A 21,066-nucleotide genomic window follows, 5' to 3' on the forward strand; every position below is an offset into this window, starting at 1 on the left:
GGGTTCGCCGGACGGATCCGAGTTTCCGACACGGTCCGTGTACCTGACTAAAAGTAAAGCACTCGTAATTTACAACGTCGAAGCTTCGGTTGTAGTTCCCGGCGCATTTCCGGAAGATCAACACTCTTCGACACTCGTCCCTTTTCGATACTAGGACGGTTTGACCGACTTCATCACGATGAACTTCGCGTTCTTCGCCATCGCCTCGCTCGGACCCACCGCGGCTTTCAACGGTTCGCGATACCCCAGATGCGCGTTGTGAACAGTCCACAACTCGCCACCGGGACGCAGGACACGGCCGGCAGCTTCGAACATCTTGAGTGCTCCGCCGGTGTGGACCGCCGCGCCGACGTGGAACGGCGGGTTCAACAGAACCAGATCCGCGCTCGCACTGGGCAACGAACTCACGGCGTCGTCGCGCAGGCCGCTCACTCGATCGCCGACGCCATTTGCGGACGCGGTCGCCCGAGCCGAAGCGACGGCTGCCGAGGACTGATCCGTTGCGATCACGTGCACGTCCGGGAACTTCCGCGCGATCGCCGCCGCGAGAATGCCGCTGCCACAACCCAGATCGATCACGTCGCTCAGCGGATCGACCGCAATCTTTCCGAGGTTCTCCAGGAGCAACCGGGTGCCGATGTCCAGGCTCGCACCGGCAAACACTGCGCCGTGAGCAACGACGTCGAGGTCGAATTCGTCGAGGCGTTCGGTCACCGGGAACGTGATAGCAACATCGGGCTTCGGTTCCGAAGCCTTGAGTACGCGGGACTTCTGACGCCCACGCGAGGCGCTGACGTCGGAAAACGATTCGCCGAGAACCTTGTTCATCGCCGGGGTGATGTGCTTGTCACGCCCACCGGCGAAGACACGAACCGCCGGGTCGGCGTGAAGCGCGATCAGCTGGGCGATCTCGGCAAGTTCGGCGAGGCTACGCGGCAATTGCATAAGCACGACGCGGGCGCCGCTGAGCAACTCCTCGTCCAGTCCGTGCGAGGTGAAGGCGTCACTGAATCCGAGTTCGCGCGCATTGTTCGCGAGGGCCAGCTCTCCGGTGAGCGGATCCTGGTGAACGCGCACGGCGGCGATTCCGTGCACGAGCGCAACACCGGCAGTCAGCGCACCGTAGTGATCGCCGATCACGACGACGGTGCCCGCCGGTGCCGCGGCAAGAGCGTCGGCGGCCTCGTCGAGGATCAGACGATCAGCCGCATCGACGGCAAAGAGATTGGGTGCCTCGACATCGGGGAATCGGCGCAGACGATCGAACAGTTCGGGTGTGTCGGACATGCCACCAGTCTTTCAGGTGGAACTACGCAACACTCAATCCCCCGACCAGCAGGTGATCAGTTCGACATCCCTGTCAGTTCGACATCCACTGCACGACGTTGTCGACGGTTTCGCGTTCGGTGCGGAATCCGTTCACCGGGTGGTCGGCGTCGGGGTATCCGAACGAGATCGCGCAGACAACCTTGCGAGTGTCGTCGATACCGAAATGCTCGTGAATGAACTTGGAGCTGCCCGCGAGCGCCGCCTGCGGAATGGTGGCGACCCCCAGACTCTGGGCCGCGAGCAGGAAGCTGTTCACGTACAACCCGCAGTCGACTGCGCCGTAGGTGCCCAATGCCTCGTCGGTGGTGATGATCGCGACGTGGGGAGCGCCGAAGAGCTCGAAATTCTTCATCGTCTGTGCCGCGGATCCGGCGCGGTCACCGTGCTCGATTCCGACGCTCGAATACAGCGCCATCGCGCAGTCGAACCGACGCGACTTGTAGATGCCCTGGTACGCGCGCGGGAACTCGAAGTCCGACTCCTGGGCGTTGGCCATCACGTATTCACCGAGGCCGGCGCGGAATCGCTCGGTGCCCTCCCCTTCGGTGATCGCGACCTGCCACGGTTGCGTGTTGCACCACGACGGCGTCTTCTGCGCCAGGCGAAGGATCTCCTCGATCACCTCACGTGGCACCTGACGGTCCTCGTAGGCGCGGCAGCTGATCCGGGCGTCGAGCAACGCTTCCAGGCTCGTATCCACGACGATGCTCTCGGTCATGTGTTCTCTCCTCGATCAGGCTGCACTACAACACTTCGCACGATAGAACTACCGCCTCGACGCAATCGTCAGCGGGTCACCTTTGCGAAGGCCGCCACCAGCTCGCCGAACTCTGCCATCGCCGCATCCGGATCCGGATCTACTGCTGCCAGCGCAACCAGCACATCGGTGGCACCGGATTCGAGCAGCTGCTCGGCGCCGATCATCGTCGCCGGGAGGTCGATCGAACCGTCGGACCCGCGTACGACGGTCAGTCGCCCACGGACCTGCAATTCCGCTGGATCGCGTCCGAGATCCGCCATCGCTTTGCCGATGACGTCGATCCCTTCACGTAGGTCGTCGTCCGCGGCACCCATGATCGGAATCCACCCGTCACCCCAGGTTGCGACGCGTCGTACAACGGCCTTGGAGAGCGAACCGGACACCCAGATCGGGATTCCAGCGGCCGGACGGGGCGCGCAGTACACGTCGTCGAACTTCAGACGAGGGGTGTCGATGCTCGCCGGCGCCGAACTCCACAGGGCCCGGCACACTGCGAGAGCGTCGTCGAGCAGTGGTCCCCTTTTACCGAAGTCCATACCTGCCGCCTCGTATTCACGTTCCTGCCAACCGGTTCCGACGCCCAGGTCGAGTCGGCCCCCGGAGAGCAGATCGAGTGTCGCGGCCGTCTTGGCCAGTACCGCTCCCCCGCGCAGCGCCGCGATGACGATTCCGGTCCCCAAGCGAATTGTCTTCGTCTGTCCGGCAACAAAAGCCAAGACGGTCAGCGGCTCGAGCCAGTTGGCGTCGGGCTCGGTGGGGAACGCCGACCACGTGTACGCCGAGTTGTCCGAGCCCATCACCACGTGATCGGTGACGAGGACCCGGTCGAAGCCGGCAGCTTCCGCGTTCTGACAGACCTGCACGAGTTTCGCGTAGGAGTCCTCCGCGAGAGTGGTGCCGAAGTTGGGAACGTTCAGACTGAAAGTTGTCATGTGTCAAGCCTTTCGGGGCCGGTTGGTCCAGCCACCCTCTTCTGTGGGGAACCAGCCTCCGGCAGCGTGCGAGCCGCCGTCGACGTGGATCACGGTTCCGGTGATGTATCTCGCCAGGTCGGAAGCCAGGAACAGTGCGGGGCCGGCAATGTCGACCGGCTGGCCCGGTCCGCCCAACGGTGCCCACCCCGGCCACTTGTCCCAGTCGTCGGCAGGAACGATCGTGCGATACGGCACCTGTACCGACTCGATCAGATCCGGGGCAATGGCGTTGACGCGCACTCCGGTTCGACCGATCTCCACACCAAGGCTTCTGGTGAACTGTGTCAGCGCGGCCTTGTATGCCGAGTACATCGTGTGGCCCGGGATCGCTCGATGCGCCTCCACCGTCGTCAGGTTCACGATCGATCCACCCAAACCGCGGTCGATCATGCCGGGAAGCAGGGCATGGGTCAGACGCACGACGTGATCGAAATTGATGCTGCCGGCCTCGGACCAGAAACCTGGATCCGTACCGGTGAACTCTGTCGGCGGGTTCAGGAAATGACCCACGTTGTTCACCAGGACGTCCGGCGCGAACTCGGTCAACGCTACGGGGACTTCCCGCGTCCGCACGTCGTACTCGAGATAGTTGATCGAACCACCTGCAGCCGAGTCGAATTCGACGTCGCCAAGAGGAGCCACGTCGACAACCAGAACTGACGCGCCATGCGATGCAAATGCTCGAACAATCGCTGCGCCGATTCCCTGGGAACCGCCTGTGACCACTGCCTCCTTACCCACCAACATCGGCCCTGGGGAGTACGCCGATCCGACCACCACGAAGACACCCTTCTGCAGTTCGATGTGAAGCACTTCGGCGTACCGTCACACATCGATCGGCAAAACGGGCGCAAAGTTCTCACTCAGTGGTAGCCGCGACACCCCACCTGCTCGAACCGCCGAGTCGCCCATTCAAATAGTGCGGAATCTCGGCTGCCCGTATCGGCATTCCCTCGAGGTACCCCTGGATCACGTCACATCCGCACTCGGTCACTATCGCGCGCTGCCTCTCCGTCTCCACGCCCTCGGCGACGGTGTCCAGCCCCAGAGACTTGGCAATCGCGATGACGGCTCGCAAGACAGCGAACCTCGAATTCGAGGGATCCGCGTCCAGCGGTGCGACGAACGCCCGATCGATCTTCAACCGATCGAGCGGCAGCCGGGCCAAGCTGGCAACCGAGGAGAACCCTGTGCCGAAGTCGTCCATCGCAATGGCGATGCCGAGCGCCGAGAGCTGTACCAACACATCTCGGTCGGCGTCGTCGATGACCAACGATTCGGTCACCTCGATCTCGAGTCGGCTGGGGTGGAGGTTCACCTCGATCAGTGTCCGGCGTACCGAGTCGACGTATCGACTCGAACGCAGTTGCACCTGAGAAACGTTGACGGCAACCCGAATGTCCTCCGGCCACGTTGTCGCCGCCGTGCAGGCAGCCCTCAGAACACCTGCACCGATCGGCACGATCAAGCCGGTTTCCTCGGCGACCGAAATGAAGTCTCCCGGCGAGACGAGACCTGAAGTCGGATGGTTCCACCGCAGCAGAGCCTCGAACCCGACAACAACTCCCGTCGCGGCCGAGACCTGTGGCTGATAAACCAACTCGAACTCTTCGTCGATCAACGCACGACGAAGATCCAACAATGCCCTGGCCCTACCCGTCGCACGATCCCGCAAAGTCGCATCGAAGGCGCGAATCTGGTTCCGACCGCTCTCCTTTGCGTGGTAAAGCGCGAGGTCCGCGACAATCACCAGGTCTTCGAGGCTGTCGGCGTCGTCGGGCATCGAGCCGTACCCCAGACTGGCACGAATGCGAATCTGGTTGCCGACCAGTGAAAATGGTCGTTCGAATGAGTCGAGAATCGTTTGGAATCTCTTCTCCACCTCATCTGCACTCCCGATGTCGTCGAAGGCTACGTCGTCGAAGGCGATGGCGAACTCGTCACCCCCCAGTCGGCCACAGATCTCGTTCGATCGCAGAACGCTGTGCAGTCTGCCGGCAACATCGCGAAGCACGTCGTCTCCGATGTGGTGTCCCAACCGGTCGTTGATCGACTTGAAGTTGTCCAGATCCAGAATTGCCAGCCACACCCTGTGTCCGTCCCGAATCCGCGAAGACAGTTGAGCGTTGAAGCTGTACCGATTTCTGAGCCCGGTCAACGAATCGATCTCTGCCAATCGCAAGATGTTCTGGCGCTGGTGATACGAGTGCGTGATATCGGATCCGACACCGCGCCACCCGTAGGTCGCCCCATCGCCACTGCCCGGGTGACCTGACATCGACCACCAGCGAGTATCGCCCCGAACGACGACCTGCATGGTGAGGTCCCGAAACGCCGTCCCGGCTTGAAAATTCGCGGCGAGGAGATCAAGGGACTTCCTGCCCACATCTGTTCGGGACGCGCCGATCCCGATCAGGATCTCGTGCATTGTGCGGCCCCGAATCTGTGCTGCCGGCAAACCGACCTGCTCGGCGAATCGATACGACACGGTACTGGCGATACCGCGCGAATCGGTCTCCCAGAGCCAATCCTGTGCTCCGTCTTCGAGATCGTTGAGCAACAACTCGACGAGATCTCGTTCGTCCTCGGCTATGAGTTCGGCGCGTAGCCGTCTCTCGAAAAGTTTGGCCAACAGCAAAGTTCCGCTGTAGAGCGAACCTACAAAGACGACCAGCACCCCGATCAGCACGAAACGCGATGTGCCCGGTTCCGTCCAGAACGCCCCGGCCAACCCGACTCCCACCAGGCTGATCCAGACCACAGTGATTCCGCGAAACATCATGGTGGGAAACACGCCGACCGCGATCCCACCGATCAAGGTCGAGCTCAGTACCAACTCGTCACGAGGATCGAGCATCGGGAAGAGAACGAGAGCCAAGCACGCCAGGAGCACTCCCCAGACAATGATTTCGACTGTGAGTACCACCAGTTCGGTGGTCTGGGACTCGGAGACGCCGAGACGCGAGCGCCGGAGCCAATACACACTGAATCCAGCGCTCGACAACAGCATGACGCTCGACCAGGCGAAGGTGAACCATCCGGCATCCACCGGCAGAAGCACCACGATCGCTGACAAGGCAACCGCCGCGGTCAGAAACGACCACGGCAGTACGCGCGCGGTGAACCGCAGTCGTCGATCGAGTAGGCGACGGCGATCGTAATCCGAGAGGTGTTGTTCCGTGCCGCTGCGACCGAGTTTGCGCACCGACGTCCCGACGCGACGCCTACGGAGTACTGCCGGGTCATCCACGTCGGCCTGCTACCGCCGCTGCGACCGCGTCGACCGACATGGCTCCGCCGGCGATGTATCCCTGAACAGTCCTCACCCTCGCAGCGGCCACGGACTTCAAGTCTTCCTCACCGTCGACTCCCGAGACGACGACCTCCATTCCCAACGCGTCGACCAGATCCACGACAGCTTCGAGGATCGACCGTCCACCAGGCACTGCACCCGAAATGGAGCGTTCTATCCGGACTCGGGTGAACGGAAGGCCGGACAGTGATGCGAGCGAGGAGAATCCGGCGCCGAACTCGTCCACGGTCAGCGCGATTCCCATGTCCGCGATGGCGTGCAACGCAAACTTGGACTCGTCGGTGATCGCCGATGATTCGTTGAGTTGGAGCTCGAGCTGATGTGCACTGACACCTGATCGTCGAAGCGAGTCCCCTATCGCGACGACAAAGGAATCCGATTCGAGCTGACGCGTCGATACCGCGACGGCTACCCGCAGGTGATCAGGAAGGCGGGACGCCGCCTCGCAGGCCAACTCGAAGACGGTAGTCCCCAGTGAGTACGCCAAACCGGTGTCGTCTGCGACGCTCATGAATTCGGCGGACGTAACGGCACCGAGGCGGGCGTTGTGCCAGATCACGCGGACTTCCACGGCCACGATCTCGCGGGAAACCACGTCGATCCTGGGCAACAGCTCGAGTTCGAGGTCCTTCTCCGCGACAGTGTTTCCCAGATCTTCGAGCAGGCGGGCCCGCCGATCGGCCACGGACTTCATCGAGTCTCGATATTCACGTACGGCCCCGCGCCCGGATTCCTTTGCCGCGAACAACGCCAGGTCCGCAGCGCCCATCATCTCGTCGGCGGAGGACGGCAGCTCGTCGGGGAGGTAGTACCCGATGCTGCATCCGATCTCCAACCGCGTACCGGCCACTGTGATCGGCTCGTGCAGAGTTTCGATGTAGCGGCCGAGCAGAGTACGAACTTGTGAGCTGTCACCCACATCGGTGAAAAGAACCGCGAACTCGTCTCCCCCCAGACGTGCAAACAACTGTGACACTCCGCCGGCTTCGGACAGGCGATCCGCGACCTCTCGCAGAACCGCGTCGCCAACGGTGTGTCCCAGTGTGTCGTTGACCGACTTGAAGTTGTCGAGGTCGAGCATGGCCAACGCGAGACCACTTTCGCTTGTGTACGGCTCGCGCAGCAGTCGCTCGAGCTCGGTCCAGAAGCTGTGCCGGTTCGGCATACCGGTGAGTGCGTCCACACGACCCATCCGCACGATCTCGTCACTCTGCAGTTTTACTTCCGTGACGTCGGAACCGACTCCTCGCCAGACGAACTCGTCGGGTGTACGGCCGGGGCGCGGGCGTCCGGAGATCTGCCACCACCGAATTTCACCGTGAACTCGGACCGGAACGAGCACGTCGACGAATGCGGTCTTCGTGTGGCGGGCCTGCTGCAACTCCATGAGCGCATCGATCCCGCCGGGGATCCGTAGGGTGCCCAACTCCATGAACAGGTCCTGCCACGCCGTTCCCTGCAACTCGGTGGAGTCCAGCCCCGCTTCGACCGCGAGCCGCGTCGGGATTCGGTTGAACTTGCCTTTCTGGTCCGTCTCCCACACGAAGTCCCCGGCGTTGCCTTCGAAGTCTTCGAGAAGCATCTGCACGACCGATCGTTCCGACGCGGCGCTCAATTCAGCTCGATAGCGAGATTCCAGGTTGCCCGAGACCACTATCGTGCCGCCGATCAGAGCCGCGCCATAGGCGATCATTCCAATGAGAATTCGTTCGAACTCGGGTCCCGGCTGAAGCCAGAATGCCACCCCGAGGATTATCAGATTGGACAGGACCCAGGTGACCCCCACCACTCGCAACATCGCGGTGGCCACGGCTCCGGCACCGGTGATCGATGTGGTGACCGCTATCAGGATCAGATCGCCGGAATCGTCCAGGATCGGGTACAGGACCAGGGCGAGCGAGGAATACAGGATCCCGACTACAGCAAATTCGACGATGAGAAACGCGTAGGACATCCGGTACGTGGGTGTGATCAGGTTGAAATGAATGGCGAGACCCACGCACATCCCCACCAACCCGATCACGCCGGACAGCAAGGGCCACACACGCGGCAGCGGTCCGCCGTCCGGGGGAATCACATACAACGTCAGCCCGAGTGTGACGACGAGGTGGACGGCAGCGGCCCATGGCAGCACGCCGAAGGTAACGGCTATCTGCTCACGAGTTACGTCATCACGTTGGGCGGGCGTCAGTCTTTCTCTCTGGCGGGGTTGCAGAAGCGACAGGACTGGCATCACTTACCTCCCGCTCCCACGACTCAATTGAATCGGACGTCCGACTCAGCAATTCTTCCGTAATTGGACGTTGCCGTGTCAACCAGTGCGTCCACCCTATTTCGGATTCGCGTCTGCCCACAGACACAGTAATCAGCAAACTGCTGGTCTGCCGCAAGTTGGCGCCGCAAGTTTGATGCCCATGGGTTGAAATCAGACATGAGGGACAATGGCCGGAGATCGCCGATCACGTCGGTGGAGATTCCTCGACGGGTAACACGATCGGACTCATTCGAGTTCAGACAAGGACTATCACGATGGCAATCGACTACACCCGACGTTCCGGCGAGTCCACTCCGTCGCAAGCGCCGGTCAGCTTGAGCAAGATCACGCTCACAAAATCGGCGCCGACGGTCAACCTCGCGAAGGCGGGTGAACGACAAGGCAATATGCGCGTGAACCTCAACTGGTCACAGGGGGCACCACCGAAGAAGACCGGTTTTCTCGCCAAGCTCGCCGGCGCAGGCTCTGGTGCGGTCGACCTGGACCTCGGATGCCTCTACGAACTTGCCGACGGGTCCAAGGGAGTAGTTCAGGCCTTGGGTAACAGTTTCGGTTCACTGACTTCTCCGCCCTACATCTCCCTCGACGGCGACGACCGCAGTGGTGCGAACACCGGCGGCGAGAACATGCACGTCAATCTTGGTGACCCAAGCGCCTTCCGGCGAATCCTGATCTTCGCGATGATCTACGACGGCGCTCCCAACTGGGCGGCGGTGGACGGCGTCGTCACCTTGTATCCCACCAACGGACCGGAGGTGGAAGTGCGACTCGACTCCACCAGCAACCAGGAGCGACTGTGCGCGATCGCTCTCATCCAGAGTTCAGGTCAAGGCGTGACGGTGACGCGCGAAGTTCAGTACATCAACGGCAGTCAGTCAGATCTCGATCGGGCCTACAACTGGGGAATGAAATGGGCTGCCGGACGAAAGTAGGGGCTGCGGACGGGATCTCCCCCATCCGAATGACAATGTCCGAATCATCCACAATGTCGCAAGTTACTGGATAGTGTCGAGAAGTGGGGTCGGACATGAGGGGTCACGCTCGACACCGATAGTGGGTCGGTGACGCTATGTGCTTGGCGGCGCCGACGTTCGACCGGAAAGGCCCTCGATTTCCCCCGAGATCGAGGGCCTTTTCGTATCTTGCGTCACTGTTCGCACCCTTTCATTAGTTGATCGTTAAACTAGGCGTTCGTCCAACATGCACCGATGGAGAACGTGAATGTCCACGAATTCAGATCGACGCCCGCGCCTGCCCGTGAGAATCGCCTACCTCGCCGCAGGAGTTCTCTTTGTCGCCGCCATGCTCCTGTTGGCAAGCGTCGTCAACCCTGATCGGGACCGCGATTTCTCGATGAACCACGTCCCCGCGGGGACGTCGACGACCGCCTTCGCCGCAACGTCCGACCTCGGCTAACGAAGGTACCGGTACGTAAGTGGCGCACGTCACGAACTGTGGGTAGTTTCAACGCCGATGGTTCGCCGTAGGTCGGTATTGAGAGGGACGGCCAACCACTGCCCTGCCTGGTTGCCCCACCCAAGCAGGCAGGGCACCCCAGATCAGGCAGGCACCCCAGATCAGGCAGGCACCCCCGATAATTTAAGTCTCAAGTAACTGTTACTCGGGAAAGACTTGTATCAAACCGGGACGAATCGTACATTTCATCCGGCAGTCGGCCTTCGTCCGACGCCTTTGCCGTCAATGTCGACGGAACTTCTCTGAACACCACCACAAGTCGGCCACTTGTCGTGACCGCATTCGTCCTCGCGAAAGGCTCGCCCATGTTCGATTTCTTCGGCGCAATCTCCGGCTTCTTCGGTCTACTGTTCGGCACCGGCTCGTCGAGCGGGAGCTCGGGAGGAAGCAGCGACGCACCCGTCGCCCCGCCTACCTGATCCACAAGCCTCACCCGGCACCGATCCGCCGGGTGAGGCTCTCGCGAATCTCTTTGAAACACAACGTAACAGCACTTCAACTCCACCGACTTTTCTGCGGATCCACGCCGACGCACTCCGGCGTCCGGACAGTTTCACCACATCGCCTGCAGTAATGGGTCCTGTGTCCGCCATTCTCCGTCGAGGCACACCCGCAGACCTCCCAACCGACAAGGCATGTGTTCGCCGTGAGCCGGTGTCCGTTGGGGCAGCAGTCCGGGGATTGCTCGGTCAACCGCATCTCCACATTTTCGCACACATGTTCGACAAGTTGGTACTGCACGCTGCACATTCGATTGCACCGGCCGCTTCCGGTCGGCCCGAGCGCAACTATCCCTTCCGTCACTTCGGTCTGCCTTAATACGAAGGCTTTGTCGGGGGTTTACCAATGTCCGAAGTTGTCGAGTTTCTGCGAGCACACGCAGGCGAACACGGGGTTGAACTATGGGTTTCTTCAAGAAGGCGGCAGTGACTGCTCTAGCGGTCGCTGCAGTCGGAGCATCAACAGGGATCGCATCAGCTGATCCGTCGACCGACGTGAATTACGAAGCGAAGGTCGTCGACAAGTCGATCGTCACCACCATCGACGCCGGGCTGTTCAAGGTATCCGGCGACGGCAAGTCCGTCGTCTTGCAGGACAGCAAGGGAGCCGACCTTGTTTCCCTGCCTCTCGCATACAACCTCGGGGATCTACAGTTCCCCTTCGATCGCACGATCAGTGAAGACGGTAAGACCCTCACGCTGACACCGATCACCGATTCTGCGAAGGCAACACCTCGACCCGAGAGTGCGCCTGCGGCAAAGGAATGGACGCCCGTCGCCTCGCCCGAGGAGAATGATCGGGCGATTGCGCACTTCCAGAGCCAACTCGGCCTCGGCACTCAGGTCGGCAGCCTGCTCGGCACCATCGTCGGCGCCGGAATCGGTTGCGCTGTCGGCGCTCCGCTGGGCTTGACCATCGTCGGACTCCCCGTCGCCGCGGCACTGTGCCTGGGTGGCCTCGCAACAGGCGCCGGAATCGGCGGTGTCGCCGGAACGATCCTCGGCGGCGGCGCGGCTGTCGTAGCCGGCATCGATCTCGTCAACACGCTGAATGCTCCTGCCGGGACGACCGTCTGGGCTCAGTAGCCACTTGGTGGTCAGTCGTTGCTCCACGGAAAACCCCGCCCGTCCCTATGAGGACGAGCGGGGTTTTCAATACCTCATTGAATGTTGGACTGCGCCCCGTCGGGCTCGAACCGTTACTCACTGCAGTTAGGGCACAACGACCACATTGAGTTGGGACCCGAATTCTGCGGGCCTGCCAGTGACGCAGCGCACGAAGATCCAGAATATCAGGCCGCGACAAATCCTGATGGCTTAGCGAACTCGCAATCGCGTACAGCAAACTCATGGGTGAAAAAAATTTGACCTGACCAGGGCGCAACTACTCGTTGGCTATGTGATTCAATTATCGAGACCACGATACTGAGCGACGAACTCAATGTGGATCAACAGAATATCGTCGACGAATCGAGCCGCATCGACGTGCTCTACGGTACGATTCTCATGACTTTGTTCGTCTCGAAAGCCTTCGACTCGATCCACTCATGACCGTGTATTCCAACTGATGATTCTTCCTGCACCGGGATACTCGACCGATCGGTAGAAGTGGGCGCGCATCCGATATCGACTCGTTCAGATAGCCGGAACCGACCGTGATTTAGAAGTGGAATCTCCAGCGCACGCCCCTGGCTGCCGATGGCGCGGCACCGAGGCGTCATCGAATGTCAGTCCAGTAAATGAGAGAATTTTAAGAACACCTTTGGAACTTGCGGCGGCTGTCGTGCCCGACTGGCAGTCCATTGGCACTCACGGTACCTAGCTAGCAGGACGCAGAGCGGAGCCCGGCGTTGCGCGGTCAGAACTTTGCGGCGATCGCCGATTGAGGCCGTAACGGCGGAAGATATAACGCCGTCACTGCTATTCCTCGATTCGCCTGAGTCGTCGGGCGGAAGAAACCGAGAGAACGGCTGAACATTCAGCTGATAAGTGGCACGATTTCATCATCTTTTCGTAGTTGCCGTTCAGCGACCAAAGTCGCTGCAATCGCTACCAGTCCGGCGACAAGTAGATACGCGCCGCGCATGTTCATGATGTTGACGCATGGATCATAGCCTCGCGTGGTGCAGATTTCGGTCATGTGGTTTCCATCCCACCAAAGGAGGGCGATACCGATTACCGTGACGCAACCTGCAATTGTCCACAGTCCGCTGATCACTGCCTTCTGGTTCTGATTCATAAGCTGATTAGTACCAGATCGTTTCGGACCCCTATTCGATGCGGGTGGCTTTTCGATCGCGTGCGGGTTATTTCACCCTCCGACAAATACGGATCACGGACCTTCTACCAGCAATTTCACTGTGCCCCCAGCCGGACTCGAACCGTTCTGGGCATGCAGGTTAGAGGAAATCTCTTGTGCACCTTACCTTTTCCCGCCTGATCTTACCTCAACTCGACCGTCCTTACTGCAACAATTTGGGCAAAATGTGGGCAGAGATCACAGAGAGCCACAGTTGGGTTGATGCGACCAACGTCAGTGATGAATTCAGTGATCGTGGTCAAACTGCTCATGCTCGTTGATATAGCGCCACAGTTCGACAGTCGACACCTTCCTCCCCCGCCCGATGCGGACACACTTCAACTTGCCATCTCGCCATAGCTCTCGAACGGTTGTCTGGTCCCCCCGAGGAACTCGCCAGCTTGAACGGCGGTGAGTAGACGCGGAGTTATGACGTCACGGTCTACTGGCTCGGTGACGTCCGGTTGTCTGCTCAACGCAAGTTTGTCGATCGCGAGGCGCGTGAGGATCATGCGAAGTTCGCTGACGATAGCCGGCGAGACGAGATAACAATCGGTTCAGTTTTGGCCATACACCGATTGAAACTCAGAGCACCGGCCATAGTATATCCACATACACCTTCACGCGTGTCCGGACGGTCTGGTATGTATTTGTCACCGATCTGTTGAGAGGACCCAGGGCAATGGGCATCATCCGCAAAACCATCAGCATCAGTACTGCAGGCGTCGTTCCGTTCCGCAATACCGAGGAGCGCACTGCAAAATACACGAAGCAGACCCGCAATGCTGCACGCGCTCAGGTCGTTCAGCAGGGCGTGAATCTAGACCTTCAGCGTCAGCAACTCGCGGCACTTAACCACGCGAACACTCGCGAGGAACTGCGTCCGAACACCACACCCGCGAACTGGTATCCGGACCCCGGAAACCCTGGCTACATCCGGTGGTACGACGGCGCCCAGTGGACCTCCCACGTGCAGCCATCTGCGACTCCCCCACCGCCTCCGAGTTACTAATTCAGACAAGGTATGTATTTGCGATGAAGAAGACTCTCACGATCGCCGCCCTAGCCGGCGCGCTGGTCCTCGCAGGTTGCAGCAAGAACGAACCGCAATCGGTATCCGAGCCGATTATGCCTTCCACTTCTGCCAGCGAGGTGGCAGCCACAACGTCGGCAGCCGCCACGACCACGAAACCCGGAAGTGGCGTTCTCGCACCCAATGAAATTGGTGTCTCGAAGAACTACGGCATCGAGACCAGCATCCTTTCGGTGACTACCGAACAGTCATCGTCATACGGGCCGCTCACTGTTTTCACACTTCAGCTCAATAACGGCAGCGACGAAATCTTCGAGGGATACAACTTCCCAACCCCTACCCTGACGTACGGGGAGGCTGGGTTGCCTGCCGAATCGCAGTTCTCGATTTCTGATGGTTTCGGCGACGGCGTTAAGGGATCGATTCCACCTGGATCCCGACAAACCGTGAAATATGCCTACGACGTCGACATCGCAGAATTGAATCCCGCTGTGGTGACGATCGGGTCGATCGTCTGGAAGGGCGACTTCACCGCCTTCTCACGCTAACCAGCTGTTACATCCGAAGGCCCCACCAAACGGTGGGGCCTTCACTGCATGCAGACCGAAAAGCCAGGTTCGGATGATGCTGACAGATTGCTGCACGCGATGATTCTCGGACAACAGAGAACAGCCCCGGCGGATACGGCAAACACCCCCAAGGCCCGGCCGACAGGCGAAATGTCGACATGAAAAATAGAAGCGCCTTGTCGCAACGGCTTAGCGATGCCAAGGCACTAAAGTATGACCCCGCCATAGCCGCGCGGAGTGTGACCTAGTACGCCGACCTGAGGTCGGCGACACAAACCTCTGGCGGCCATGTCACCTTGAGACATCCAGTGGTCTGAGTGGGCCATCGTTGAGAGGTGTCATGTCGAAGTTCAGAAACAAGTTCGCCATGACAGCACAGTTTTCAATTCTGCTCAGATGTTTCGACCGAACAACGGAAAGGTCCGCGGCGCACGACAAGGAATGACTCCTGGCTCAGTGGAGCTGTAGCTCGATGACAGGAAGGCTGCCGCTGCCGCACGCGAAGCCGAGGGTAAGAACCCGACAACTCCCCCATTTCCTCGCGTCACCGCGCACGACCTCCGGCACACGGCCGCTTCCTTGGCAATCTCCGCCGGCGCGAACGTGAAGGCAGTAGAAGATGCTCGGGCACACGAGTGCAGCCATGACTCTCGACGTCTACGCCGACCTTTTCGACGACGACCTGAATGCCGTCGCCGCGAAGTTGGATTCAGTTGTGGGCAAATTGTGGGCAGAGACCGCGTAGGCGTTCGAACTAGCTACCGAAAAACTCTTCTGACCTGCATGTTCGAATATCCAATTCTTGTGCCCCCAGTCGGACTCGAACCGACACTTGACGGATTTTAAGTCCGTTGCCTCTGCCAATTGGGCTATGGGGGCCTTGCCGCACCCGACGGGTCGGGTGCGGCAGGGATCAGACTATCGGGTCGGTCTGAGCTACCGACATCGCGATGCCGTCGAGGATGTCGTGTTCGCTGACAACCAGTTCGGTGATCCCGGCTTTGGCTTCGAACGCTTGAGCCAGCACCGTGGTGATGATCGCTCCGCCGCCGATGACGTCCACCCGCCCCGGATGCATCGGGCCGAAGGCAGCACGATCAACCCGAGGCATAGCAATGAGACGCTCGCACACGTCGAACAGTTGATTGAACGAAATCCTCGACAGGTGCACCTTCTCGGCGTCGTACTCCGGAAGATCCTGCGCGATCGCGGCCAGCGTCGTCATGGTTCCAGCGACACCCACCCACGTGTGCGCCTTCTCGACGGGTACGGCCTCGAACGCCTCGGCAAGTTTCGCGGTCGCGAAAGCCGTCGCCTCGGAAACCTGCTCTGCTGTAGGCGGATCCGACGGTAAGCACCGCTCCGTGACGCGCACACAGCCGATGTCGGTGGAGTACGCAGCCTGGACGCCCGACGTGTCGCCGAGGACAACTTCGGTGGATCCGCCGCCGAGATCGACCACCACGAAGGGGCCCTCGGACGGATCGAGTTCTCCCACAGCACCGCTGAACGAGAGGCGCGCCTCTTCGTCGCCGGTGATGACCTCTGCTCCGGATCCGGGAATCACCGCGCCGAGCACGTCCCGCGTCATCGTGAAGAATTCTTCCCGATTCGCAGCGTCGCGAGTAGCCGAGGTGGCGACCATGCGAACGGCGGTTGCTCCGGCATCGGCGATCATCGACGCGTACTCGACCAGCGCGACCCGGGTGCGTTCGATGGCCTCGGGCGCGAATGTCCCTGTCGCATCAACACCTTGACCGAGTCGCACGACGCGCATCTCGCGCCGGACATCCACCAGACGACCGTCGGCGCCGAAGTCCGCGATCAGCAGTCGAATGGAGTTGGTACCGCAATCGACTGCGGCGACACGGCGAGTCACCGGTCGGTGTTGTCGGCATCGTCGATGCCAGGCCAGTCCGCGGGAATTGCAGTGCCGCGCAGCTTTCCGTGACCGGCCAACGCGACGGACTCGTCACCGAGCGGATTGACGCCGGGTCCCTTGGCAAGCGAATGTGCCATCAGCACGTGCAGGCACTTGACACGATCCGGCATCCCACCGCCGGCAAAGTCGGTTCCCAGAGATTCGATCGCGTCCCGCTCGGCAAGGTACGACTCGTATGCCCGTCGGTAGGCCGCGGCAAGTTCCGGATCCTGGGTCAGGCGTTCGGTCATTTCACGCATGACGCCGGCGGATTCCTGACGGCTCGCTTCGGCAGTCAGTCGCGGGTCCGTGAGGTAGTACAACGTCGGGAACGGTGTTCCGTCCGGAAGTTTGGGGGCGGTCTTGACCACGCCCGGCTGACCGTCCGGGCTGCGGTACGCGATCTCGATCACTCCGCGTGGCTCACGGCCCAATTGAGCGGCAACGGCGTCGAGATCCGCTTGTGAAACCTGTGGGGAATTTTCGGACGTGTTGCTCACCCGGTGGGTACTCCTTGTTCTTCTGGCTCTATCGGCGCCAACGGCATCGGGGCCGGTGTCGTCGTCTCGGGAACCACTGGCGGTTCCGAAATCGTTTGCCACAGATCGCGATACCACGGACCTGTGAGCGGTGTTTCCTTTTCTTGCTTCTTCTCGGGTTCCTTGTAGTCACCGGGAAGCTGAACCTGGAACGGGGTCTCGCCCGGTTTGACGTACCGAAGGCGTTCTCGTGCAAGAGCTTCGATGTACGCAGGGTCGTCGAAGCGCGCGTTCTGCCCTTGCAGCTTTCGCAGCTCTTCCTCGAGTACCTGACGTTCCGCCGCCACCTGCGCGGCGTCCGAACGCTGGCTGATGTAAGTACGGAGCGGCACTGCCAGTGTCAGCGCCAGCATGAGCACAACCATCGCGAGCACAACTGCCCGACTGGTGGACAAGCCGAAAATGGTGTTGTCCGACTTCGGAAGCCGAGACCAGAACTTGTTGGTTCCGCTCTTCCCCCGGGCCGACTTCGACCCTCGCGCCGACGCTTTCTCGGCGGAGACCCCCGGTTGCGCGGGGTCTGTCACAGCGGAATCGACTGCTTCCGGATCTACCGAAGGTTCCGACACGCGTGGGCGTCGGGCACTGTCCCGACGCGCACGCGACGGTGTGTCCCCACGACGGGAACCACGACCCCCCGGACTTCCGCCGGGGGATCGTGGCTTACCGCGCTGTGCAGACACTACTGAATCTTAGATTTCCGTCAGGCCTCGAAAGCGAAGCGCGGGAACGCAACCTCGCCGGCGTAACGTGCTGCGTCGCCGAGGTTTTCCTCGATGCGCAGCAGCTGGTTGTACTTGGCAACGCGCTCGCTGCGTGCCGGAGCACCGGTCTTGATCTGGCCGCTGCCGACGGCAACCGCGAGGTCGGCGATGGTGGTGTCCTCGGTCTCGCCGGAACGGTGGCTCATCATCGTCTTGTAGCCGTTGCGGTGAGCGAGATCGACGGCGTCGAGGGTCTCGGTCAGGGTGCCGATCTGGTTGACCTTCACCAGGAGTGCGTTGGCCGCACCCTTGACGATGCCTTCTTCGAGGCGCTCGGGGTTGGTGACGAAGAGGTCGTCGCCGACGAGCTGGATCTTGTTGCCGATCTGATCGGTGAGTGCGACCCAGCCGTCCCAGTCGTCTTCGTCGAGCGGATCCTCGATGGAAACGAGCGGGTAGGCGTCGATGAGCTCGGCGTAGAACGCCGCCATCTCGGCCGCGGTACGGTTCTTGCCCTCGAACTTGTAGCCGGTGCCGTCGGTGTAGAACTCGGTGGCAGCGACGTCGAGAGCGAGCGCGACGTCGGTACCCAGCTTGAGGCCGGTCTTGTTCACGGCGATCGTGATGAGGTCGAGTGCTTCCTTGGTGCCTGCGACGTCGGGCGCGAATCCGCCTTCGTCGCCGAGACCGGTGGAGAGGCCCTTCTCCTTGAGAACCGACTTCAGAGAGTGGTAGACCTCGGCGCCCCAGCGCAGCGATTCCTTGAAGCTCGGTGCGCCGATGGGAGCAACCATGAACTCCTGGACGTCGACGCCGGTGTCTGCGTGCGCGCCACCGTTGAGGATGTTCATCATCGGGACAGGGAGAACGTGAGCGTTGGGGCCACCGACGTAGCGGAACAGCTCGAGGCCCGAGGACTCGGCGGCGGCGCGAGCCACGGCAAGCGAGGCACCGAGCAGAGCGTTTGCGCCGAGACGCGACTTGTCCGGGGTGCCGTCCGCGTCGAGCAGCGCCTGGTCGACCGTGCGCTGCTCGGTTGCGTCGATGCCGATGATGGCAGGAGCGATCTCGCCGAGCACAGCCTCCACGGCCTTCTCGACGCCCTTTCCGCCGTAGCGTGCGCCACCGTCGCGCAGTTCGACGGCTTCGTGCTCACCGGTCGAAGCGCCGGACGGCACCGCAGCCCTGGCGAAACTTCCGTCTTCGAGCAGAACCTCGACCTCAACCGTGGGGTTACCACGGGAATCAAGGATCTCGCGAGCTCCGACCTGCTCAATACTGGCCACTGTGTGGTTCTCCTTCGAATGGGCTTCGCATTGGGGCACGCTCTGCGTGCTTGACACTTGGGCTCCGACCCCTCCGGTCGAAAGAGGACCACGATCGCGGCTGGGCCTCTGCAGTGCCAGCACCTCTGTAGTGCCAGCACCTCTGTAGTGCCAGCACACAGCCTAACCGCACGGGCCGAAGGCTTCTTTATCGACGCGCGGTCACGGGTCCGACCTGCGGATCGATCACCGTCAGTCCGGCCGTACCCCGACTGAATACGCCGACGCACGATCACGAACGAGTGCGAGATAGTCGCCCGAGAGGTTGTACGCCATCAGTGCCTGCTGCCATCCGGCAGCGGAAGTGAGGTCTCCCCCGCGTGCACACAGGTAGCGGGCGGCCGTGAGGGCAGCGTCGTCGATGTTGTCGGGGTCCACCCGGCCGTCGCCGTTGGCGTCGACTCCCCATTTGAGCCACGTTTCGGGGATGAACTGCATGGGCCCCATCGCACGGTCGTGCACTGGATCGCCGTCCATCGCCCCGCCGTCGGTGTCGGGGATCTCGGCAACTCCCGGGCCACCGTCGAGGGGGATTCCCCGAATGATCGGAGCAACCTGGCCGAACGCGTCGACCGACGAGCCGTCGTAGGTCCCGTGGCGGCTCTCGACGCTGCCGATACCGGCCAAAGTTGTCCACCCGATTCCGCAGCCGGGAAGCGTCTCGGCCATGACCGCAGCGGCGTACCCGTAGGCCTCGAGTGCCGTCGTCCCGATCCCGATGTCGTCCGACAATCCCGCTGCCCAGTCGGCGAGTTGATCAGCACTGCGGCCGGGAGCATTGATGTCGATCGGCGGCGTCGGAGAGCCGGTACCTGGGGGTATGCCCTCCGGAATGGCTACTTTCGGTTCGTTCGATCCGCAAGCCACGACGCCTGCGCCCAGCAAAGCTGTTCCGGCAGCTACTGCTGCTACGGCTCGCGAGAGACGCCGGGGACTTCTGCGGGCTGCGGGAGTTCGGTACACCCCTCCATCATCCACATGCGAGTGAACTACTCCCGAATCCATTGGTAAAGAACAGCAAAAGTACAGGTGAGAGCATGGTTCACTGTCGATGATGGAGTATCTTCTTCTGAGTTAAGGCTGGCCTAGCCTCATGCGTTCGTCAGAAGCTGTTGCACTCACTCAGTCAGGAGTCGCCCGTGCCCGTGTCGGTACTCGCTGCCGCGAGCACACCATCAGTTGCCACCCAGTTATTCGGCAGTGGCCTGATCGGTCTGCGCGAAGGCCTCGAAGCGGGCATCGTGGTGATGATTCTCGCCGCCTACCTCGTGAAGGCCCAGCGCAAGGACGCACTGAAATGGGTGTGGCTCGGCGTCGCGATCGCCGTCGCGATGGTGGCGATCATCTTCTTCGCGATCCACTACGGAACGTCGACGGTCGACGGCCTGACCGCGGAGATCATCGCGGGCGTTGCCTCCCTGATCGCCGTCGTCATCGTCACGATCATGGTCCTGTGGATGCGCACGGCCGCCAAAAACATTTCCGGAGATCTGAAAGCGGGGATGGAGAAGGCGTTGATCGCCGGACCCGTCGCCATCTTGTCGCTGTCGTTCTTCGCGGTCGGTCGTGAAGGCGTCGAGACTGCGTTGCTCATGGTCGGTTACGCCGAGAACACCGCAGGCAGCTCCTGGCCGTTGGTCGGACTGCTCCTCGGAATTCTCCTGGCCGCCGTCTTGACCGTCGCCATGTACTTCGGCGCCCTCCGTCTCAACCTGACGACCTTCTTCCGGTACACGGCGATCTTCCTCATCGTCGTAGCCGCCGGAATCCTCTCGTACGGTGTTCGCGCTCTGCAGACCGGAAACGTCCTGCCGGGCGGTTCGAATCTCGCGTTCAACCTGACACCCGGCTACGACCCGTCGACCTGGTACGGCACCGTCCTCGCCGGAATCTTCAACTTCCGCCCGGACCCGACCGTCCTGCAAGCCGTCGCATGGGTCGTCTACCTCGTAGTCGTCCTCGCGCTCTTCCTACGTCCCCTTCCGTCGAGCCCATCGGAACCGACAACCCCGCCTGCGCACGACACACACGTTCCCGAAAAATCCTGAG

Annotated in this window: 20 protein-coding genes, 1 tRNA gene and 1 pseudogene; 8 read left to right on the top strand and 14 right to left on the bottom strand. The window is 61.3% G+C overall.

Annotated elements, in window-relative coordinates; translation table 11 throughout:
- Positions 1-150: 150 nt before the first annotated feature.
- From RhoBH5_RS06515 to RhoBH5_RS06540, 6 genes are all read right to left on the bottom strand, one after another.
- Positions 151-1,287, bottom strand: coding sequence for a class I SAM-dependent methyltransferase (locus RhoBH5_RS06515; RefSeq protein ID WP_193595095.1), 1,137 nt, complete (start codon positions 1,285-1,287; stop codon positions 151-153).
- 73 nt (positions 1,288-1,360) lie between these two features.
- On the bottom strand, positions 1,361-2,047 hold the full coding sequence (locus RhoBH5_RS06520; protein ID WP_003943290.1) for a nitroreductase: 687 nt from the start codon (positions 2,045-2,047) through the stop codon (positions 1,361-1,363).
- 68 nt (positions 2,048-2,115) lie between these two features.
- Positions 2,116-3,021 carry a TIGR03619 family F420-dependent LLM class oxidoreductase gene (locus RhoBH5_RS06525; protein WP_003943284.1) on the bottom strand — a complete coding sequence of 302 codons (906 nt, stop codon included), beginning with the start codon at positions 3,019-3,021 and terminating at the stop codon, positions 2,116-2,118.
- 3 nt (positions 3,022-3,024) lie between these two features.
- Complete coding sequence (locus RhoBH5_RS06530; RefSeq protein WP_270008078.1) at positions 3,025-3,876, bottom strand: SDR family NAD(P)-dependent oxidoreductase; 852 nt, start codon at positions 3,874-3,876, stop codon at positions 3,025-3,027.
- A 46-nt stretch (positions 3,877-3,922) separates the two neighbouring features.
- Complete coding sequence (locus RhoBH5_RS06535; RefSeq protein ID WP_193595094.1) at positions 3,923-6,313, bottom strand: putative bifunctional diguanylate cyclase/phosphodiesterase; 2,391 nt, start codon at positions 6,311-6,313, stop codon at positions 3,923-3,925.
- Positions 6,306-8,609 (bottom strand): putative bifunctional diguanylate cyclase/phosphodiesterase, encoded by a 2,304-nt coding sequence (locus RhoBH5_RS06540; RefSeq protein WP_225320105.1) that lies wholly within the window; start codon positions 8,607-8,609, stop codon positions 6,306-6,308. Before RhoBH5_RS06540 ends, RhoBH5_RS06535 begins: the two co-directional genes overlap by 8 nt.
- A 296-nt stretch (positions 8,610-8,905) precedes the next feature.
- Here RhoBH5_RS06540 and RhoBH5_RS06545 point away from each other — a divergent pair, with 296 nt between their 5' ends.
- The 4 genes from RhoBH5_RS06545 (at position 8,906) to RhoBH5_RS06560 (ending at position 11,713) form a co-directional block, all read left to right on the top strand.
- Positions 8,906-9,583, top strand: a complete 678-nt coding sequence (locus tag RhoBH5_RS06545; RefSeq protein ID WP_193595093.1) for a TerD family protein — start codon at positions 8,906-8,908, stop codon at positions 9,581-9,583.
- Positions 9,584-9,872: 289 nt separating this feature from the next.
- A complete protein-coding gene (locus RhoBH5_RS06550; RefSeq protein ID WP_007728824.1) occupies positions 9,873-10,067 on the top strand; it encodes a hypothetical protein in 195 nt (64 codons plus the stop codon).
- Between the two features lie 332 nt (positions 10,068-10,399).
- Positions 10,400-10,546: a hypothetical protein gene (locus RhoBH5_RS06555; protein ID WP_166502511.1), complete on the top strand. Its 147-nt coding sequence runs from the start codon at positions 10,400-10,402 to the stop codon at positions 10,544-10,546.
- 483 nt (positions 10,547-11,029) lie between these two features.
- Positions 11,030-11,713 (top strand): ammonium transporter, encoded by a 684-nt coding sequence (locus tag RhoBH5_RS06560; protein ID WP_193595092.1) that lies wholly within the window; start codon positions 11,030-11,032, stop codon positions 11,711-11,713.
- Positions 11,714-12,605: 892 nt separating this feature from the next.
- Here the strand turns inward: RhoBH5_RS06560 and RhoBH5_RS06565 are convergent.
- On the bottom strand, positions 12,606-12,866 hold the full coding sequence (locus tag RhoBH5_RS06565; protein ID WP_193595091.1) for a hypothetical protein: 261 nt from the start codon (positions 12,864-12,866) through the stop codon (positions 12,606-12,608).
- A 398-nt stretch (positions 12,867-13,264) separates the two neighbouring features.
- A complete protein-coding gene (locus tag RhoBH5_RS06570; protein WP_270008079.1) occupies positions 13,265-13,438 on the bottom strand; it encodes a hypothetical protein in 174 nt (57 codons plus the stop codon).
- A 170-nt stretch (positions 13,439-13,608) separates the two neighbouring features.
- On the opposite strand from RhoBH5_RS06570, the gene RhoBH5_RS06575 reads away from it, so the two are divergent.
- The 3 genes and pseudogenes from RhoBH5_RS06575 to RhoBH5_RS06585 all read left to right on the top strand — a co-directional run.
- Complete coding sequence (locus RhoBH5_RS06575) at positions 13,609-13,938, top strand: DUF2510 domain-containing protein (protein ID WP_193595090.1); 330 nt, start codon at positions 13,609-13,611, stop codon at positions 13,936-13,938.
- Positions 13,939-13,961: 23 nt separating this feature from the next.
- On the top strand, positions 13,962-14,507 hold the full coding sequence (locus RhoBH5_RS06580; protein ID WP_193595089.1) for a hypothetical protein: 546 nt from the start codon (positions 13,962-13,964) through the stop codon (positions 14,505-14,507).
- 558 nt (positions 14,508-15,065) lie between these two features.
- Positions 15,066-15,273: pseudogene (locus RhoBH5_RS06585) on the top strand (tyrosine-type recombinase/integrase); the annotation flags it as partial.
- Between the two features lie 60 nt (positions 15,274-15,333).
- Here the strand turns inward: RhoBH5_RS06585 and RhoBH5_RS06590 are convergent.
- The 6 genes from RhoBH5_RS06590 to RhoBH5_RS06615 form a co-directional block, all read right to left on the bottom strand.
- Positions 15,334-15,407: transfer RNA gene (locus RhoBH5_RS06590), tRNA-Leu, on the bottom strand.
- Positions 15,408-15,441: 34 nt separating this feature from the next.
- Positions 15,442-16,407 (bottom strand): Ppx/GppA phosphatase family protein, encoded by a 966-nt coding sequence (locus RhoBH5_RS06595; RefSeq protein ID WP_270008080.1) that lies wholly within the window; start codon positions 16,405-16,407, stop codon positions 15,442-15,444.
- Positions 16,404-16,949: a DUF501 domain-containing protein gene (locus RhoBH5_RS06600; protein ID WP_003946286.1), complete on the bottom strand. Its 546-nt coding sequence runs from the start codon at positions 16,947-16,949 to the stop codon at positions 16,404-16,406. The genes RhoBH5_RS06595 and RhoBH5_RS06600 overlap by 4 nt, the downstream gene beginning before the upstream one ends.
- Positions 16,946-17,671, bottom strand: coding sequence for an FtsB family cell division protein (locus tag RhoBH5_RS06605; protein ID WP_074447086.1), 726 nt, complete (start codon positions 17,669-17,671; stop codon positions 16,946-16,948). The genes RhoBH5_RS06600 and RhoBH5_RS06605 overlap by 4 nt, the downstream gene beginning before the upstream one ends.
- 20 nt (positions 17,672-17,691) lie before the next feature.
- Positions 17,692-18,978: a phosphopyruvate hydratase gene (gene eno / locus RhoBH5_RS06610; protein ID WP_003946309.1), complete on the bottom strand. Its 1,287-nt coding sequence runs from the start codon at positions 18,976-18,978 to the stop codon at positions 17,692-17,694.
- A gap of 231 nt (positions 18,979-19,209) precedes the next feature.
- Positions 19,210-20,022 (bottom strand): lytic transglycosylase domain-containing protein, encoded by an 813-nt coding sequence (locus RhoBH5_RS06615; RefSeq protein WP_116058051.1) that lies wholly within the window; start codon positions 20,020-20,022, stop codon positions 19,210-19,212.
- Between the two features lie 140 nt (positions 20,023-20,162).
- Between RhoBH5_RS06615 and efeU the strand changes: the two genes are divergently transcribed.
- A complete protein-coding gene (gene efeU / locus RhoBH5_RS06620) occupies positions 20,163-21,065 on the top strand; it encodes an iron uptake transporter permease EfeU (protein ID WP_003946279.1) in 903 nt (300 codons plus the stop codon).
- Position 21,066 lies beyond the last annotated feature (1 nt).

The organism is Rhodococcus sp. BH5, from assembly GCF_027583855.1.
GTDB lineage: Bacteria > Actinomycetota > Actinomycetes > Mycobacteriales > Mycobacteriaceae > Rhodococcus_F > Rhodococcus_F qingshengii.